14 protein-coding genes are annotated in these 14,524 nt (G+C 71.6%); 6 read left to right on the top strand and 8 right to left on the bottom strand.

Features of this window, described 5'->3' with window-relative positions; all coding sequences use genetic code 11:
* Positions 1-81 precede the first annotated feature (81 nt).
* Together QSK10_RS12010 and QSK10_RS12005 are read left to right on the top strand one after the other, a co-directional pair.
* Positions 82-921: a phytanoyl-CoA dioxygenase family protein gene (locus tag QSK10_RS12010; RefSeq protein WP_285662736.1), complete on the top strand. Its 840-nt coding sequence runs from the start codon at positions 82-84 to the stop codon at positions 919-921.
* A gap of 9 nt (positions 922-930) precedes the next feature.
* Complete coding sequence (locus tag QSK10_RS12005; RefSeq protein WP_285662735.1) at positions 931-1,203, top strand: hypothetical protein; 273 nt, start codon at positions 931-933, stop codon at positions 1,201-1,203.
* Here the strand turns inward: QSK10_RS12005 and QSK10_RS12000 are convergent.
* Genes QSK10_RS12000 through QSK10_RS11990 form a run of 3 tightly spaced genes read right to left on the bottom strand, consistent with a single transcriptional unit; the run spans position 1,200 to position 2,414 of the window.
* On the bottom strand, positions 1,200-1,676 hold the full coding sequence (locus tag QSK10_RS12000; RefSeq protein WP_285662734.1) for a DUF1990 domain-containing protein: 477 nt from the start codon (positions 1,674-1,676) through the stop codon (positions 1,200-1,202). The two genes, QSK10_RS12005 and QSK10_RS12000, sit on opposite strands and share 4 nt — an antisense overlap.
* Positions 1,676-2,035, bottom strand: a complete 360-nt coding sequence (locus QSK10_RS11995) for a DUF2203 domain-containing protein (RefSeq protein WP_285662733.1) — start codon at positions 2,033-2,035, stop codon at positions 1,676-1,678. Before QSK10_RS11995 ends, QSK10_RS12000 begins: the two co-directional genes overlap by 1 nt.
* Positions 2,036-2,063: 28 nt before the next feature.
* Positions 2,064-2,414, bottom strand: a complete 351-nt coding sequence (locus QSK10_RS11990) for a nuclear transport factor 2 family protein (RefSeq protein ID WP_285662732.1) — start codon at positions 2,412-2,414, stop codon at positions 2,064-2,066.
* A gap of 40 nt (positions 2,415-2,454) precedes the next feature.
* Between QSK10_RS11990 and QSK10_RS11985 the strand changes: the two genes are divergently transcribed.
* Entirely contained in the window at positions 2,455-3,081 is a 627-nt protein-coding gene (locus QSK10_RS11985; protein ID WP_285662731.1) for a nucleoside/nucleotide kinase family protein, read from the top strand.
* A gap of 34 nt (positions 3,082-3,115) precedes the next feature.
* Complete coding sequence (locus QSK10_RS11980) at positions 3,116-4,015, top strand: SDR family NAD(P)-dependent oxidoreductase (protein ID WP_285662730.1); 900 nt, start codon at positions 3,116-3,118, stop codon at positions 4,013-4,015.
* On the opposite strand, the gene QSK10_RS11975 is transcribed toward QSK10_RS11980, so the two are convergent.
* The 3 genes from QSK10_RS11975 to QSK10_RS11965 form a co-directional block, all read right to left on the bottom strand.
* Positions 4,016-6,280: a helix-turn-helix domain-containing protein gene (locus QSK10_RS11975; protein WP_285662729.1), complete on the bottom strand. Its 2,265-nt coding sequence runs from the start codon at positions 6,278-6,280 to the stop codon at positions 4,016-4,018.
* Between the two features lie 847 nt (positions 6,281-7,127).
* A complete protein-coding gene (locus QSK10_RS11970) occupies positions 7,128-8,957 on the bottom strand; it encodes a SulP family inorganic anion transporter (protein WP_285662728.1) in 1,830 nt (609 codons plus the stop codon).
* A gap of 230 nt (positions 8,958-9,187) precedes the next feature.
* Positions 9,188-10,198: a GNAT family N-acetyltransferase gene (locus QSK10_RS11965; protein ID WP_285662727.1), complete on the bottom strand. Its 1,011-nt coding sequence runs from the start codon at positions 10,196-10,198 to the stop codon at positions 9,188-9,190.
* Positions 10,199-10,433: 235 nt separating this feature from the next.
* Here QSK10_RS11965 and QSK10_RS11960 point away from each other — a divergent pair, with 235 nt between their 5' ends.
* Complete coding sequence (locus QSK10_RS11960) at positions 10,434-11,075, top strand: hypothetical protein (protein WP_285662726.1); 642 nt, start codon at positions 10,434-10,436, stop codon at positions 11,073-11,075.
* 119 nt (positions 11,076-11,194) lie between these two features.
* Here QSK10_RS11960 and QSK10_RS11955 read toward each other — a convergent pair whose 3' ends face one another.
* Both QSK10_RS11955 and QSK10_RS11950 read right to left on the bottom strand, forming a co-directional pair.
* Positions 11,195-13,270, bottom strand: coding sequence for a S9 family peptidase (locus QSK10_RS11955; RefSeq protein ID WP_285662725.1), 2,076 nt, complete (start codon positions 13,268-13,270; stop codon positions 11,195-11,197).
* A 48-nt stretch (positions 13,271-13,318) separates the two neighbouring features.
* Positions 13,319-13,726 (bottom strand): hypothetical protein, encoded by a 408-nt coding sequence (locus QSK10_RS11950; protein WP_285662724.1) that lies wholly within the window; start codon positions 13,724-13,726, stop codon positions 13,319-13,321.
* Positions 13,727-13,797: 71 nt separating this feature from the next.
* On the opposite strand from QSK10_RS11950, the gene QSK10_RS11945 reads away from it, so the two are divergent.
* On the top strand, positions 13,798-14,463 hold the full coding sequence (locus QSK10_RS11945; RefSeq protein ID WP_285662723.1) for a CDGSH iron-sulfur domain-containing protein: 666 nt from the start codon (positions 13,798-13,800) through the stop codon (positions 14,461-14,463).
* Positions 14,464-14,524: the final 61 nt, after the last annotated feature.

Here is a 14,524-nt window from a genome sequence, read left to right as displayed (position 1 = left end):
CCAGTAATGCCTGATCGAGCCCACGTAATACGCGCATGATCTTCCTAGCCTTGTGGGGAAGCGACCACTAGGAGAGAAACCATGACCTCCCAAGGCCCGGGGCCGGAAAGACGGCACCTGCTCACCTCGGCGCAGATGGCGCGGTTCGTCGCGCACGGCTCGCACCGCATGGACGCCGTCGTCCCCGCCGCGATGAACGAGCGCGCGATCTCCGTCTTCGACGCCGGGGTCCCGCACGCCCGCGACGGCGCGACCGTGGACGAGGCGTACCCGCCCGGCTCCTTCGTGCGCGAGCTGCTGGAGCTGCCGGAGATCGCCGGGGCCGTCCACAGCCTCGTCGGGCCGGACCCGCTCATCGACCACCACGCGGTGCACATCCGCCACGCCCGCAACGGCGAGGCGCAGCCGCTGCACGCCGACGCCATCATCGACACCCGCGAGGACGCCTTCGACGTCCAGCTCATGTACTACCCGCAGGACGTCACCCTCGACATGGGCGGCACCCTCTCGGTGCCGGGCTCGCATCTGCGGCGCATCAACGAGACCGACACCGGCCGCTACCAGAACGTGCGCGGCCAGACCCGCCTGGTGTGCCCGGCGGGGACCGTCCAGTTCCTGCACCACGGCATCTGGCACGGCGGCCGCCGCAACGACTCCGACATCACCCGCTACATGTTCAAGATCCGCTTCAACCCGACGGTGAAGCAGCGTCTCCTGTGGAACACCGAGGACCTGGCCGCCCCCGAGGTCCTCGCCGAGCTGCGCACGCGCTTCCCCTGGTACGAGAACGCCTCCGGGCGCATCGAGTACCTGAACCGCTCGCGCCTGTGGGCCGCCCTCACCGGCGATCCCGCCTTCGACCTGGACTACTGGTCGACCCGCGTGTCCAACCGCCCGCAGCGCGTGCTGCCCGTCCGCTAAAAGGAGCCGATGGTGATTCGCCAAGAGGTCCTGGTCCTGTACCTGGCCACGTCCGCGCTGGACGCCGAGGTCATCGCCTGGTCCCGCTACGACGGCACCGGCCGCACGAAACCCGCCGCCGGTGACGGCGACGAGCCGCCCTACGAGACGGGCGTGGCCGCGCTGCTGGACGGGTGGCGGCTGTTCCAGGCGTCCCAGCTGATCCCGCCGCACCCCGGTGACGAGTACCGGACCTCGTTCCTCAAGCACGAGTTCTTCTTCGAGAAGCTCACCGAGGTCTAGAGCTCCCGGGCCGCCGCCAGCAGGCTCCGCGCGTACTTCCGCGTGATCCGCTTCTGGACGAAGCGCGCCACCGGCGAGCCCCACCGCACGTACCACCGGCCCGGGCGGCTGTACGCGTTGATCGAGAAGCGCGTGCAGCCGTCCGGGGTCTCGCGCACGAAGAAGGACTCCTCACCGATCTCCGGATGCCCCTCCAGGGTCCCGTAGGCGAAACCCGCCGCCCGCGGGCCGTTCTTCACCCACACCACCCGGCACGGCGCCCGGAACGGCCCGAAGTACTGCGTGATCTCGGCCCCGACCGCCACCGGCCCGGTGACCTTGTGCCGCAGCGCCCGGTGCGCGCCCCACGCGAACAACGCTTCCCGGGCGGCCTTGAAGGGCACGTCCAGGACCGTCTCGAACCGCAGCGCCCGCATCCGCGCCGGAGGATCGGGCGCGTTCGTGACGCCCTGCGGGCCGTAGGTGAAGTCCATCAGTTCGGCAGCGGCCGGCGACCCGGGAAACCCAGATCGGTGCGGTGATACCAGGCCAGCTGCACGTCGCCCTCCAGCCAGCACAGCCGGACGCTCTCCCCGTCCAGCCGCGCCGGGAAGTCCAGCAGCAGCGGCGCGATCCCCTTCACCTCGATGCCGCGCGCCCCGAACCACGACAGGGCCTCCTCCAGGTGCGCCTCCAGGGCCTTCGCCTCGGCCACGCCCCCGCCACCCGAGCGCCCCACCCGCAGCGCGTGCGACAGCTCCGCCAGGTCCGCCCGCAACCGGACGATGATCGCCGCCCGCTCCCGCAGCTCCGGCATCAGCGCGCGAGCCTCGTCCAGGGTGAACTCGTCCATGGGGGAGAGTCTGGCACGTCCCGGGCGCTCAGCGCGGTGTCTGCTGGTGGAAGTAGAGCCGCCACCCATCCCCGCGCCGGACGTAGTGGCTGCTCACCAGAGCCGCGTACGCGCCGCCCTCACGGACGGCGTGCGCGACGTAATCCACCACCCCGACGTCGTTCGACGGCCGGGTCACCGTCGGCTCCGACAGCCGGTACGCCTCCCACGGCGTCCTGCTCATCAGCCGCACCATCTCCTCCCGGTCGGCGATCCGTAGCCCGCCCGGCAGCAGCATGAGCGGCTCGTCGTCGAGGACCTCATGGTAGAAGCGCTCGGCGGCCCCCTCGGTGGCCAGCGCGCGCCAGCCGCGTTCTTCGAGATCGATCAGCTCGTCCATGCCCGGCGAATACCCGCCCGCGTTGAGGCACAATCCCCCAGTGCGCCCCACCACCTGGCCCCGCGTCGCCGCCGGCCTCGCCGCGCGCCTCGTCGACCATCCCCTCGCCGACGACGCCGCCTACCTCAGCCTCGGCATCGACTCCCCGGACGCCGCCGCGCCCGGCGAGCTGGCCGCCGCCATCGCCGCCGAACTGCGCCCCCTGGGCCACGCGGCCTTCATCGTCCCCACCCGCGGGTTCCTGCGCTCGGCGTCCATCCGCTTCGAATACGGCAAACGCGACCCGGACGCCTACCTCGACCTGTGGACCGACGACGCCGCGCTGTTCCGCGAGGTCTTCAACCCGCTGCTCAAGACCGGCTCCGGCGAGGTCCTGCCCGACCTGCTCGACCCCGTCACCAACCGCGCCACGCGCTCGCCCTACGTCGCGCTGGAACCCGGCACGATCGTCATCGTGCACGGCCCGGCGCTGCTGAAGCACTGGTTCCCGTTCGACCTGACCGTCCACGTGCAGCTGTCCGACGCGGCCTTCCTGCGCCGGACGCCCGAGGCCGAGCACTGGCAGCTGGACGCGTTCCGCCGCTACCGCGAGGAGTACGCTCCGCACGACGCCGCCGATGTGGTCATCCGCGCCGACGATCCCAAACGCCCGGCGTGGTCGGCTTGACCTAGAGTCCACTCTAGGTCGTACGGTCGCGGGTATGACGCAGAAGAGAATCGACTCGGGCTTCGGATACCGCACCACCGCCGACGACGTCCTGTCCGGCATCGACCTGTCCGGTAAGTACGCGATCGTCACCGGCGGCTACTCCGGCCTCGGCCTGGAGACCGTCAAGGCCCTCACCAAGGCCGGTGCCGAGGTCCTCGTGCCCGCCCGCCGCCCCGAGGCGGCCGCCGAGGCCCTCGCCGGGCTCGCCGAGGTCGACACGCTCGACCTCGGGGACCTGGACAGCGTCCGTGCCTTCGCCGGACGCCACCTCGACCGGCCCGTCGACATCCTCATCAACAACGCCGGCATCATGGCCAGCCCCGAGACCCGCGTCGGACCCGGCTGGGAGGCCCAGTTCGCCACCAACCACCTCGGCCACTACACCCTCACCAACATGCTGTGGCCGGTGCTCGCCGACGGCGGCGCGCGCGTGGTCGCGGTGTCCTCCGCCGGGCACCGGCTGTCGGGCATCCGCTGGGACGACATCCAGTTCACCACCGGCTACGACCGCTGGCTCGCCTACGGGCAGGCCAAGACGGCCAACATCCTCTTCGCCGTCGAGCTCGACCGGCGCGGCCGCGACGAGGGCGTCCGCGCCTTCAGCCTGCATCCCGGGCCGATCATGACCAACCTCCAGCGGCACATGACCCGCGAGGAACTCGACGAGCGCGGCTGGGTCGACGAGTCCGGCCGGGCCGTCCCCGACTTCAAGACCCCCGAGCAGGGCGCGGCCACCCAGACCTGGGCGGCCACGTCCCCGCGGCTGGACGGCCTGGGCGGGCTGTACCTGGAGGACTGCGACGTCTCCGAGAACGGGCACGACTACGCCCTCGACCCCGAGCAGGCCCGGCGGCTGTGGACGCTGTCCGCCGAGCTCACCGGGGTCGGCTAGCTAGAAGCCGTCCACCACCGCCCAGGTGTCCACCGTGGACAACATGGACCCGCGCCGGTAGGCCTCCTCGAACTCCCCCGCCGGCATCCGCTCGCGCAGGGCGGCGTCATGCCGCTCGGCGTGGGCGGTCAGCACCGCGAAACCGAACAGCCGGGCCTCCACGTCCGACCAGTGCCAGTGCGCCCGGCCCAGCAGGATCGCCGCCCGGTGGTCGTCGCCCACGGCGGCGGCCACCCAGCCCAGGGCCTCCAGGTTCGCCGCGATGGCGCGCCGGTCTGCGAAATCCTCCTGTATCCGCAGCGACTCCCGCAGCAGCGGCAGCGCCGTCCGCGGATCGTCGCCCATCACCCGCAGCCAGCCCTGCGTCCACAGCAGGTACGCGCGGTGCCAGCGCTCGCCGTGCGCGGCGGCTATCCGGCGGCCCTCCTCGACGCTGGACACCGCCGCGGCCTGGTCGCCGCCCATCGCCCGGGTGATGCCCAACTGCGACAGCGCGTGCTGGACGCCCTGGGCGTCGCCGAGCGCGCGGAAGCGCGACAGGGCGTCGGCGGTGAGCTCCACGGCCTGCTCCAGCGTCCCCGAGACCAGCTCGGTGAGGCCGCGGATCAGCGCCGACCAGGCCAGCGCCTTCGGCGCGCCCGAGGCGGCGGCCTCGTCGCAGAGCTCGCGGGTGCGGCCGATCTCGCCGAGCAGCACCGAGACGTACCCGCACGCCCAGAGCGCGTCGACGCTCTCGGGGGCGTCCCCGCACACCTTCAGCGACCGCTCCAGCCAGTCGCGGCCCTCGTCGATGAGTCCGGAGGCCAGCCAGTACCACCACAGCGACACCGCGATGCGCAGGCCGCGCACCGCCGCGTCCCCGCCGGAGGACAGGCCATGGTCCATGGCCGCGCGCAGGTTCGGCATCTCCTCGCGGATGCGGTTGAGGACCTCCAGCTGACCCGGCCCGTACCAGGCGGCGTCGGCGTTCTCGGCGTAGTCCAGGCACCAGCCCAGGTGCCGGTCGCGCGCGCAGCGCAGCTTCCCCGAGGACGACAGCCGCCACAGGCCGTACTCGCGCACCGACTCCAGCATCCGCAGCCGCCGTCCGGCGCTGACCAGGACCGACTGGTCGACCAGCTCGGAGACCGCGCCCAGCGCCTCGGGCCCGGCGGTGGACTGGACGGCGGCCAGCGGCGCGCCGCCGAGGTAGACCGACAGGTCCCGCCACAGCCGCTGCGCCTCGGGCGAGCACAGGTCGTGGCTCCATTCCAGGGTCGCGCGCACCGAGGCCTGCCGCCGGTGCCGGACGCCGGAGTCGTCGCGCAGCAGGCTCGACGGGGCGTCCAGGAACTCGCACAGCTGCGCCAGCGTGAACGTCCGCAGCCTGCGGGCGGCGAACTCGATGGCCAGCGGCAGCCCGTCGAGACGGTGGCAGAGCAGCTCGGCGATCTCCAGATCGGCCTCGGTGGGGGAGAAGCCGGGCAGGACCGCGCGCGCCCGCTCGATCAGCAACGCCACGGCCTGGCTCATCGGCAGCGGCCCGATGGGGCACAGGTGCTCCTCGGGCAGCGCCAGCGCGCGGCGGCTGGTGGCCAGGATCGAGACGGTGGTGGTGGACGTGAGGATGTCGCGGACGAGCTTGGCGCACTCGACGGCGAGATGCTCGCAGTTGTCCAGGATGATCAGTAAATACCGCTTGGCCAGCGCGTCCATCAGCTGCTCGCGCGGCGGGCGGGCCGGTTCCGGCGGTATGTCCAGGGTGGACAGGATCGCCCGCGGTATCAGCGAGGCGTCGGTGACGTCGGACAGCTCCACCCACCGCGCGCCGTCGGCGTGGTCGAGCGCGGCGGCGTGCGCCGCCCGCTGCGCCAGCCGCGTCTTGCCCGCCCCGCCCGGCCCGGTGATGGTCACCAGCCGGGAGCGGTCGAGCCGCTTGAGGACCACGTCGAGGTCGGCGCCGCGTCCCACGAACGTCGCCGGGTCGTCCGGGACGTGCCCGGCGCGCGTCGGCGGCCGCGTCCCGTCGGCGGCGGCCTGCCAGCGCTCACGCCACGGTCCCTCGTCGCTGACCTCGCAGGCGCGCAGGAACCCGGCCACCACCGGCCAGCTCGGCAGCCGCCGCCCGGCGGTCGCGTCGGACAGTGTGGACGGTGCGCAGTTGGCCAGTTTGGACAGTTCCCGGTACGACCGTCCGCCGGTGCGCTCGCGCAGCCGGCGCAGCGAGGAGGCGAACTCGGCGACGGGTCCACCACCCTCGTCGATTGGTCGTTGCGGCCTTCCCATGCCTCGCTCCCCTTCCTGAGGACCGGCCTTCCAAAGAGTCGGCCATCGCGTCCTCGAGAGGATTGTTCGAACTCCGTTCGGAGCCCGTTCGGATCGTCACGTGTCGGTGGCGGTCAATCGCCCGAAGTTACAAACTAGCCATTCCGAACCCATTCGGCACCGACGGGACTGGACAGCGAGGCACAAGTAGCACGAACGGGTGAACACCGAACGGAGGTCGCCGTTCGGTGACGGTGGATCCGTCACGGGAAGAATTCACGTGACGTCGGGAAACACGGTGTGGCTGGTGGCGAACATCGTGTCAACCCCGGCCGGCCCTAGCGCCCGGCGATCCCCGCCGCTCGTGCCGAGAAGTGCGCTTGGTGGGCGCGCTGCCTCGTCCCGTCGCTGACCAACGGTCGCCGAAACCGGGTTCGGGCGGTCCGGATCGACGACCTCCCGTGGGACGCCGATCCGGACCGACTGCCGACGCGGTTCGAGGTCGCTTGTGAGGAGCGACGCGAACCTGTGGCGCGAGCCGGTTCCAGCGCGCCACGCCACCCCCGGAACCCGGTTGGGGCGGGTACCGGGGGTGGGGCTTCGGTCCCGGACGCCCCGGCCGAGGCCGGATGCGCCGGCGTGAAACGATTTCACCGCGAATTGAGCCTTCGATAACGCGCTATATGCGCGTGGGTCGGCATTTGTCAACCGCCGGTGCCCGACCTGAAACCGTTTCAGGGCAGGCGATCCGAGTGAGATTCATCCGTTTGACGATCGCGGTATTCCCGCGGCGCGGAAAAGTCCGGACGGCCGAAGGCGCGGCGAAATCGCCGGACGGCGATGTTCGGCGCCGCCGCGGCCCGGCCGGTCAACTCGCGAACGCCTTTCGCGCCAAGGGGTCTGCGGCCATTCGCGGGCGCCCGCCCGTTCCCGGCGCGGAAAGGCGCCGCCCCCGGCCGGTGGGGACGGCGCCCGTGCACATCGTCGCGGGGCCGTCCCGCGTCACGCCGGTCTCCCGGCCGCGTACAACAGCGGTACCGGGCCGGAAGGCCGGCGCTAAGGCCGCCAGTCCCAGCTGCCGCCGGGCCGCCGCCATCGCCGCCGGGGTGTGCGGGTGCACCCGCCCGGTCTCGGCCAGCCGCGGCAGCACCCCCACCGCGGTCAGCGCGCGGTGGTGGTCCTCGCGGACCCCGGCGAGGTGGACGTGTTTGCCGGCCGACTCCAGCGCCTCGATCACGTCCCGCAGGAGCAGGGCCCCCGAGGAGTCGATCGTGGACACCTTGGCGCACCTGAACACGACCGCGCCCGATGGCGGGGGCTCGTCGAAGGTGTGCAGGAGCCGGTGGGTCACCGCGAAGAACAGCGGCCCGTCCAGGCGGAAGGTGGCGATGTCGCCCTCGTGCCCGACGCGTTCGGCGCGGGTCGCGGCCGCGATCTGGCGGATGGCCGAGATCCCGGCGACCGCCACGCCGATGGCGATGGCGGCGAGCAGGTCGTGGACGAGGGTCAGTACGGCGGTGAGCAGCATGACCACGCCGTCGGCGCGGCTGACCTTGCCGAAGGTCCGCAGGACGCCCAGCTCCAGCATCCGGATCGCGGTGGCGATCAGGACACCGGCCAGCGCGGCCAGCGGGATGTGCGCCACCAGTGGCGCGGCGGCGATGGCGAGGACGCCGAGGCCGACCGCGTGGGTGAGCGCCGACAGGCGCGAGGTGGCCCCGGCGCGGACGTTGACCGCCGTCCGGGAGATGGCCGCCGAGGCCGGCATTCCGCCGAACAACGGCGCGACCAGGTTCGCCAGCCCCTGCCCGAACAGTTCGCGGTTGGGGTCGTGGCGGGATCCCTTGCCGCGCATGCGATCGGCCACGGTGGCCGAGAGCAGGCTCTCCAGCGCGCAGATGACGGCGATGGTGACGGCGGCCCCGCCGAGCGTCGGGATCGCCGACCACTCCAGGAACGACGCCGATGGTGTCGGCGGCATCGCGGGCAGCGCGCCGATCTCGGCGGTGTTCAGCCCGAACACGCCGACGATGACGGTCGCGGCGATGATGCTCAGCAGTGAGAACGGGATCTTCGGCCAGCGGTGCGCGCCGATGAGGGTGACCGCGGCGACCGAGACGGCGATGAGCACCGGCGTCCACCGTGGTGTGTCCACGAAGGACAGTGCGGAGTGCCAGGCCCCGACGGTGACCTTCTGGGTCGGATCGGCCGACTGGCCGAGCAGGATCGGGATCTGCTGGAAGAAGATGATCCCGGCGATCCCGGCGGTGAATCCCTCGACCACCGGCGCCGGGATGAGCCGCACGTACCGGGCGATGCCGGTGGTGGCGACCAGGACGAGCATCAGCCCGGCCAGCATGGCGGCGGTGAACACGCCGCCGATGCCGTAGGCGGCGACCATCGGCGCCAGCACCGCCGTCATGGCCCCGGTCGGGCCGGACACCTGGAGGTTCGAGCCGCCGAAGAAGGCGGCGACGGCTCCGGCGACGATCGCGGTGGTGAGTCCGGCGGCGGCGCCGAGTCCGGACGCCACGCCGTAGCCCAGGGCCAGTGGCAGCGCGATGATCGCGACGGTGACACCGGCGGTCAGATTGCGTTTCGGGTGGTCGCGAACCAGCTCGGTGAACTCCGAGCGGGGCGGCAGCAGGCCGCGAAAGCCTCGCGTCGCGGCGGCGGCCACATAGGACATGACGCTCATGGCTCCTCCCGGTGCGCGGGAGGCCCCGACGGCGGTCCGTGATTCGGGCAGCTTCGTGGAATGGGCGAAACGGCGGCCATTATTCCCCCTTGGTCGCCTATTTGTCCGGTCTATTTAATTGTGTGAATATCATGGTGCTTTATGCGGGATGCCTGCACCGTAGCGGTTCCGGGGCGGTCGCGCGGTGATCTTCGCCGACGTGTCGTGATCTCGACAAACGTGCGGTACCTTCAGCGCAGCCCGTCCAGCAGCGCCGGAACGGCCGCCTCGTACTCGAACCATTGCACGTCGGGGTCGAAGCCGAGCTGCGCGTTGACGTGTTCGAGGGGCGAGTTCTCCAGCGCGGTCCAGGTCTGGACGTCGCGCAGCTGCGGCTCGGCCGAGCGCAGCTCGGTCAGCATCCGCGCCTTCATCGCCAGCGCCAGCCCGTAGCTGCGGTGGGCGGGGGCGACGACGGTGTCGTACTGGTCGCCACGCGTGGGCCGCTGCGCGGCCACGACCAGCTCGGTGAGCCCGGCGACCTGCTCGGTCTTCTCGTGGACGGCGACGACCATGTGGGTGCGCATGCCGCGGCCCTTGAGCGTGGCGAGGCTGTCGCGCAGGCGGACGGCGTCGGAGCTGCCCCGCCACTCCCCGGCCTGCTGCGGCCCGGCGGTGCGCAGGTTCGCCTTGGTGGTGGCGTAGCGCTCGTGCAGCTCCTCGGGCAGCCCGCCGCGGTGGTATTCGAGGCGGTAGGGCGCCGAGACCTGCTTGGCCTGCTGCGCGATCCGGGACCAGTCCACACTGGACAGCGCCAGCAGCGAGCGCTGCTCGACCACCGCCCGGGCGAAGCCGAGGCGCTCGTAGAACCCGACGGCGGGGGTCGTGGCGATGACCTCGGTGCTGATGGTCTCGCGCCCGTCGGCGGCGGCGTGCTTGGCCAGCTCGGTGAGCAGTGCGCGTCCGGTGCCGCGGCCGCGGGCGGCGGGGCGGACGAAGATCTCGAAGACGCCGGTGTGGGCGAAGTCGCCGCCGAACAGCAGCAGGTTGGCGTGCCCGGCGACGCCGATCTCGTCGTCGTAGGCCGTCCAGGCGATGCGCGATTCGCCGGGCATGGTGACCGACAGGTAGTCGGCGATCCGGTCGTCGCACCAGCGGGGCTCGTCCGGCATGTCCTCGGCCGTCATCTCGTTCAGGACGGTGAGCCAGTCGCCGAAGGCGGTCGAGTCAGCGGTGGACGGATCGAAATCGCGTACCTGCATTGACCCTGCTTACCCGATTCGCGGCCGGAACGCGACCCTCATGCGGGGGTTTTACAACATGTTAAAGGTTCCGGTGACCGCGGCCGACGATTCAGCGGATGGTCACTGGGTCGGACGGGGGGTAGACGCGGAGTGGCGGACAGTCCACTGGCGACGACGGCGTGTCGTGTCGGATCAAGGACAGAACCGCTGGTCACGCCGTGCCGGAGCGTGGCCTCCGCCCTACCCTTTCGAAATGAGTGCCCACCCGCCCTTCGCGCCCGATCAGGACCCCCACCACAACCGCAAGGTCCGCCGCTACACCGTGCTCGGGTTGTGGATCGCGGCGGCGAGTCTGATCGTGGCCGCGGTCCCGGTGGCGAACAACCTGCTGAAGGAGCAGGCGGGCGCGGGCGCCGACACGGTCGCCTCGACGCCGTCCCCGGAGCCCACTCCCGCCCCGCCGGTGGCGTGGGCGGAGGAGCTGACCCAGGAGGGCGTGGGGATGCTGGTGAGCGCGGAGTGCCCGACGCTGTGGCTGGACTTCGACAAGGTCTTCCAGGCCGAGTACGACTCGGGCGTGGTGGGCGACCCGTCGGTGCTGCCCGATGCCGCCGATTACGTCGTCACCGGCTGCCCGGGGGACGTCCACGCGCGCCCGGCGGCGGGCCTGAAGGCGGGCGAGGCGGGTGAGAAGAACGCCGAGACCGCGGCGGCGTGCGCGGCGATCGCGGCGAAGGACACGCGTTCCGAGTGGTCCCTGTCGACCGCCGAGCCGCACGTGCGCTCGGTGCACTGCCTGGTCACCACCGACGGCGGGCGGCTGGCGAGGGTGGTCTACCTGGGCTTCACCGGGGACCTGCCGTATTTCACGTTCACCACGTGGACGCGGGCGTAGCTTTACGCGTCGCCCGCCGCTTCGGCCTCGTGAGGGGCCCGTCCCGCGCACCTTCGGCGTCACCTGCCATGGAAAGAGGGCCCGGCCTGAGCCGGGCCCTCATGTCGTGCGGGTGGGTCTCAGCCGGTGGCTCCGGCGGTGTCGAGGATCCAGGCGAGCGCGAAGGCCTGTTCTTTCCAGGAGTCGTAGCGGCCGCTGCGGCCGCCGTGCCCGGCTTCCATTTCGGTCTTGAGCAGGAACGGGCCGCCGGTGGCGACTTCGCGCAGGCGCGCGATCCACTTGGCGGGCTCGTGGAACAGGACGCGCGTGTCGTGGAGGCTGGTGACGGCCAGGATCGCCGGGTAGTCGACGGCCGTGACGTTCTCGTACGGCGAGTACGACTTCATGTACTGGTACACGTCGGCGTTTTCGAGGGGGTTGCCCCACTCCTCCCATTCGATGACGGTGAGGGGCAGGGAGGGGTCGAGGATGGTGTTGAGCGCGTCCACGAAGGGCACGTCGGCGACCACGCCCGCGAAGCGGTGCGGGGCGAGGTTGGCGACCGCGCCCATGAGCAGGCCGCCGGCGCTGCCGCCGCGCGCGACGAGCTTGTCGGGGGCCGACCAGCCGGCTTTGACGAGGTGCTCGGCGCAGGCCACGAAGTCGGTGAACGTGTTCCGCTTGTGCAGCATCTTGCCGTCGTCGTACCAGTGGCGGCCCATCTCGCCGCCGCCGCGGATGTGGGCGATGGCGAAGACCATGCCCCGGTCGACCAGCGACAGGCGCGGGACGGCGAAGTAGGGGTCGATGGACGTCTCGTAGGACCCGTACCCGTAGATCAGGCAGGGCGCGGTCCCGTCGGGTTCGAGGCCCTTGCGGTACATGAGCGAGATCGGCACGCGGGTGCCGTCCTCGGCCACGGCCCACTCGCGGCGCTGCTCGTAGTCGGCGGGGGCGAAGCCGCCGAGGACCTGCTTGCGCTTGCGCAGCAGCAGTTCGCGGGAGGCGAGGTCGTAGTCGTACACCGAGTCCGGGGTGGTCAGCGACGCGTAGGTCAGCCGCACCTGCCGGGTCTCGTAGGAGGGGTTGCTGCCGGTGTAGACGGTGTAGATCGGCTCGTGGAAGGCCAGTTCGACGGGCTCGCCGTAGGTGGTGCCGTCGAAGTCGAGGACGGCCAGGCCGGTCAGCCCGTCGCGGCGGTAGGACACCACGACGTGCGAGGCGAAGGCCTCGGCGTCCAGGATGCGGGTGTCGGCCCGGTGCTCCAGGATGGTGTGGAACTGGTTCGTGTCGGTGACCGGCGTCCAGCCGAGGGTGAAGTTCTCCGCGCCGTCATTGTGCAGCAGGAGGAAGCGGTCGCCCTGGTGGTCGACGCTGACCTCGATGCCGTGGCGGCGGCCGGCGCCCAGGATCGCGAACTCGCCGGTGGGGTCCTCGGCGGCCAGGTAGCGGATCTCGCTGGTGATCTTGCTGTGCGCCTCGATGAACAGGTACTTCTCGCTGCGGGACAGGTCGACGCCGACCCAGAAGCGCTCGTCGTCCTCCTGGTAGACCAGGGTGTCCTCGGCGCCGCCGAGTTCGTGGCGGAACACCTGGTGGGGGCGCCACGACTCGTCCACGATGGTGTAGAAGAGCGAGGACCCGGCCCAGGCGGCGCCGTAGAACACGTCGGGGATCTCGTCGGCGAGGTGCTCGCCGGTGCGCAGGTCCTTCACGCGCAGGGTGAAGCGCTCGGCGCCGGTGAGGTCGATGGAGTAGGCCAGCAGGTGCCCGTCGGGGGTGGTGGTGAACGCGCCGAGTGAGAAGAACTCGTGTCCCTCGGCGAGCTCGTTCTCGTCCAGCAGCACCTGCTCGCCGGGCAGCGGGCCGCCCTCGCCCAGGTCGGGCGGGGTGTCGCCGTCGGCGGCGAGGCGGCAGTGGATGCCGTACTGCTTGCCCTCCTCGGTGCGGGTGTAGTACCACCACTCGCCCTTGCGGGAGGGGACCGTCAGGTCGGTCTCCTTGGTGCGGGACTTGATCTCGCCGAAGATGGTGTCGCGGAGTTCGCCGAGGTGCCCGGTGCGCTGCTCGGTGTAGGCGTTGTTCGCCTTGAGGAAGGCCAGGACCTCGGGGTCGTCGCCGTCGCGCAGCCAGGCGTACGGGTCGTCGACGGTGTCGCCGTGGTGCGTGCGTGGGGACGGGCGCTTCGCCGCGCGCGGGGCCTGGAGCTCGCTCATAAGACGCGAGCCTACCGGGTGCGAGGAGGCGGGCACGGGACGGCGATCTCAGCCGGGCTCCACGCCCGACCTGCGCAGTTCCGCCGCGCGGCCGTCCTCGAAGGCGCGGCCGAGGTCCTCCAGGCGTTCCTCGGGGACGGCCTTGGCGAGGCGGGGGAGCACGTCGCGCTCCTCTTCGTCGACATGCTCGCGGAGGGTGGCGGCGCATTCGGCGAGGGCCTCGGCGTAGCGCTCGGTGCCCTCGGCGCGTTCGGCGGCGGCGATCGTCTCGACGGTCTCGTCGCGTTCGTGTGCGCCGTGGTATGCGGTTCCGTACACGTGGTCCTCACCGGCGGCGTGGGCGGCGATGCGCGCCTTGAGTTCGGTGAGCAGCCAGGGCCGGCCGCCCTCGGCGAGGTCGTCGATGAGGGATTCGATGAGGCGGTGGTCGCGGGTGATGGCGGTGACTACGTCCATGCCGACGGGTACCCGGGTCCGGTGCGCCTGAAACCCCACGTGCCGCGCAAATGGGTGGTTATGGTCGGGCGATGAGGATCAAGGTCACCGGGGACGGGCCGTACCGCGTCACGGGCGGCGTCCCGCTGTCGCGGCAGACGATCGGCGTGGATGCGCAGGGGCAGTCGGTGGAGTGGCGCGAGGGGCCCGGCTTCGACCACGGGGACGTCTACGAGCTGTGCCGGTGCGGGCGGTCGGGTTCGAAGCCGTTCTGCGACGGCTCGCACGAGCGGGTGGGTTTCGACGGGACGGAGACGGCGTCCCGCGAGCCGTACCTGTCGCAGGCCGGTGAGCAGGACGGGCCGGAGGTCACCCTCACCGACGCCGAGCCGCTGTGCGCGTTCGCGCGCTTCTGCGACGCCGACGGGCAGGTGTGGAACCTGGTGGAGCGTCCCGGGCACGGCGATGACGTGGTCCGCGAGGCCGGGAACTGCCCCTCGGGCCGCCTGGTGGCGTGGAACCTCGCCGAGCGCGAGCCCTACGAGCCGCGGCTGGAGAAGTCGATCGGCGTGGTGGAGGATCCCGCGCAGGATGTGAGCGGGCCGTACTGGGTGCGGGGCGGGGTGACGGTCGAGGCGGCCGACGGCGGGGAGTACGAGGTCCGCAACCGGGTGACGCTGTGCCGGTGCGGTGCTTCGGCGAACAAGCCGTTCTGCGACGGCTCGCACGCGGCGATCGGGTTCCGCGACGGGTTGTGAGGCCTCCGGCCATTGACCTCTCCGGGCAATCGTTGCGGCCCCGGGGCTCCACATTGTCCAC

This window comes from Actinorhabdospora filicis (assembly GCF_030269765.1).
Taxonomy (GTDB): Bacteria; Actinomycetota; Actinomycetes; order Mycobacteriales; family Micromonosporaceae; genus Actinorhabdospora; species Actinorhabdospora filicis.
This window is presented reverse-complemented; position numbering and strand designations above follow the sequence as displayed.